The organism is Streptomyces polygonati, from assembly GCF_042650325.1.
GTDB lineage: Bacteria > Actinomycetota > Actinomycetes > Streptomycetales > Streptomycetaceae > Actinacidiphila > Actinacidiphila polygonati.
The window spans coordinates 1-3,466 of record NZ_JBHSBB010000020.1 but is presented as its reverse complement, the minus strand read 5'-3'; the positions used below and the strand labels follow the sequence as shown (position 1 = coordinate 3,466).

Genomic DNA, 3,466 nt, shown 5'->3' with positions numbered 1-3,466 from the left:
GGGGTGAGGGGGTGGGGGTGCTGGTGGTGGAGCGGTTGTCGGATGCGCGGGCGAACGGGCATCGGGTGCTGGCGGTGGTGCGGGGTTCGGCGGTGAACCAGGACGGTGCCTCCAACGGACTGACCGCCCCGAGCGGCCCGGCGCAGGAGCGGGTGATCGACCAGGCGCTGGCAGGGGCGGGCCTGTCGGCGATCGACGTGGACGCGGTGGAGGGGCACGGGACGGGGACCGCGCTGGGCGACCCGATCGAGGCGCAGGCGCTGCTGGCGACCTATGGGCGCGGTCGGGGGCCGGAGGGTCCGCTGTGGCTGGGCTCGGTGAAGTCGAACATCGGGCACGCGCAGGCCGCTTCGGGGGTGGCCGGCGTGATCAAGATGGTGGAGGCCATGCGCCACGGCGTGCTGCCGAAGACGTTGCACGTGGACGCGCCGACGCCTGAGGTGGACTGGTCCTCGGGCGGGGTGTCGCTGCTGACGGAGGCCACGGCGTGGCCGGTGACCGGCAGGCCGCGCCGGGCGGGTGTGTCGTCGTTCGGTATCAGTGGCACCAACGCGCATGTGGTGCTGGAGGCGCCTGCCGGGTCGGAGGTGGGTGTCGAGCGCGGCGCGGAGGATCCCGGGGGCGCGGTGGTGTGGGTGTTGTCGGGGAAGAGTGCGGGGGCGTTGGCGGGGGCGGCGGTGCGGCTGGGTGCGTGGGTGGTGGCGGATCCGGGGTTGCGTGTGGTGGATGTGGCTCGTGGGCTGGCGATGACGCGGTCGGTGTTCGAGTACCGGGCGGTGGTGGTGGGTTCGGGCCGTGCCGAGTTGTTGGCCGGCTTGGAGGCGGTGGCGTCCGGGGCGGTGGGGGTGGTGTCCGGTCCCGGGGGTGAGGGTGCTGGTCGGGGGCGGGAGCTGATGCTGTCGGTCGCCGAGGACTTCGTGCAGGGGCTGGCGGTGGACTGGGAGCTGGTCTTCGCCGGGACCGGTGCCCGGTCGGCGGACCTGCCCACGTACCCCTTCCAACGCACCCGCCACTGGCTGGACAGCCCCCGGGCAGCGAAGCCGGAGCGGACGGCCGGCCCCGACGAGGCGGAGAGCCGCTTCTGGGCAGCGGTGGAGCAGGGCGATCTGACCGCGCTCACCGATGAACTGCGCACCGGCACCGACCGCCTGGAGCCGCCGCCCGAGTCCCCGTCGGCCGTCCTGGCCGCGATCGCCGGCTGGCGCGGACGGCAGCGCGCGGAGTCCGCACTGCGGGACTTGCGTTACCGCGTCGGCTGGCAGCGGGTCGGCCCGGAACCGGCCGGACGGCTGTCCGGGACGTGGTTGGTGGTCGTGCCCGCCGGACCGGAGTCCGGCGAGTGGCCCCGGGCGGCGGCCCGCGCGCTGGCCGCGCACGGCGCGGACGTACGGCAGGTCCCCGTCGAGGCGACCGCCGACCGGGCCCTGATCGCGGAGCAACTGCGTACCGTCCTCGACGGGGACCTGCCGTCCGGCGTTCTGTCCCTGCTGGCACTCACCGCCGGCCGGCTGCCCGAACACCCCGCCGTACCAGGGGGCTTGGCGGCCTCGCTCGGCCTGACCCAGGCACTGGGCGACCTGGAGACGGCCGCGCCGGTCTGGTACGCCACGTCCGGCGCGGTGTCCACCGGCGAGCAGGACCCGCCGCCCGGCACCGAGCAGGCGCAGCTGTGGGGGCTCGGGCGGATCGTCGCCCTGGAACACCCCGAGCGGTGGGGCGGTCTGGTGGACCTGCCCGGGACGGCGGACGAGGACGCCGTCGTCCGGCTCGTCGGCGTACTGGCCGGGGCGGGGAACGAGGACCAGCTCGCCGTACGTCCGTCCGGGGTGTTCGCCCGCCGGCTGAAACGGGCCCCCACCGCAGGGCCGGCCAAGCCCCGCACCTGGCGGCCCGGCGGCACCGCCCTGGTCACCGGGGGTACCGGCGCCCTGTCCGCCCATGTGGCGCGCTGGCTGGCGGGCGCCGGGACCGAGCACCTCCTGCTGGTCAGCCGGCGCGGTGAGCGGGCGCCGGGAGCAGCCGAACTGCGCGCCGAACTCACCGCCCTGGGCGCCCGGGTGACCATCGCGGCGTGCGACGCCGCCGACCCCGAGGCACTCGGCGCGCTGCTCGCAGCCCTGCCGCCCGACCGGCCGCTGACAACGGTGGTGCACGCGGCGGGCGGCCTCGACGACGCCCTCGTCGACTCGCTCACCCCGGACAAACTGGAGACGGCCCTGCACGCCAAGGCGGCCGTCGCGGCGAACCTCGACCGGCTGACCAGGTCCCACCCCGTGTCGGAGTTCATCCTCTTCTCCTCCGTCGCCGCCACCTGGGGGCTGCCGGGCCAGGCCGGCTACGCCCCCGGCAACGCGTTCCTGGACGCGCTGGCCGAGCGGCGCCGCGCGGCGGGCCTGCCCGCCACCTCCGTCGCGTGGGGACCGTGGGCCGGCGCCGGAATGGCCGCCGAAGCGGGCCTGGCGGGACGCTTCGACCGGATCGGCCTGCCGACCCTCGCCCCCGAGACCGGGCTCGCCGCGCTGCGGCACGCCGTCGAGTACGACGACACCTGTGTCACGGTGGCCCGGGTCGACTGGGCGACCTTCGCCCCCGCCCAGGCGGCGGCCCGCCCCCGCCCCCTGTTCGACGCGATCCCCGAGGCACTCGGCGCTGCGCCGGCCGCACCCGGCCCGGACGCGGTCCGGGAAGACCTCACCCGCCGGCTGGCCGTACTCGAGACAGCCGAACGCGACCGGACGGTGCTGGACCTGGTGCGCGGCGCGGTCGCCTCGGTGCTCGGCTTCCCCTCCCCGAACCGGATACCGGAAGGCCGGGTCTTCTCCGAACTCGGCCTGGACTCACTGACCGCGGTCGACCTGCGCAACCGGCTGAACACCGCCACCGGCCTGCGGCTGTCCGCCACCCTCATCTTCGACCACCCCACCCCCAGCGCCCTGGCCCGTTCCGTCCGCGAGCGGCTCACCGGGGAGCACCCGGAGCGGAGCCGTCGACCGGCCCCGGTCACTCCCGCCGACCACGAGCCGATCGCGATCGTCGGGATGGCCTGCCGCTACCCGGGCGGCGTGAGCAGCCCGGACGACCTGTGGAACCTCGTCGTCACGGGCGGCGACGGCATCGGCGACTTCCCCGTCGACCGCGGCTGGGACCTTGAGCGGGTGTTCGACCCCGAGCCCGGCCGCACCGGCACCTCGTACACCCGCAGTGGTGGCTTCCTCTATGACGCCGACAAGTTCGACGCCGCCTTCTTCGGGATCTCGCCGCGGGAGGCGCTGGCGATGGACCCGCAGCAGCGGTTGCTGCTGGAGACGTCGTGGGAGGCCGTCGAGCGGGCCGGCATCGACCCGTCCGCGCTGCGCGGCACCGACACCGGCGTCTACATCGGGGCTTCCGACGGCGAATACGGTCCGCGTTTGGTGGAGGCGGGGGGTGGGTCGGAGGGGTATGTGCTGACGGGGAGTGCGGGGAG

The 3,466-nt window shown here is 75.5% G+C and carries 1 protein-coding gene; it reads left to right on the top strand.

All coding sequences use genetic code 11. From position 1 onward, the window contains the following. Positions 1-3,466: SDR family NAD(P)-dependent oxidoreductase (locus ACFO3J_RS27150; RefSeq protein WP_386434536.1), on the top strand; the 3,466-nt coding region annotated here is incomplete at both ends.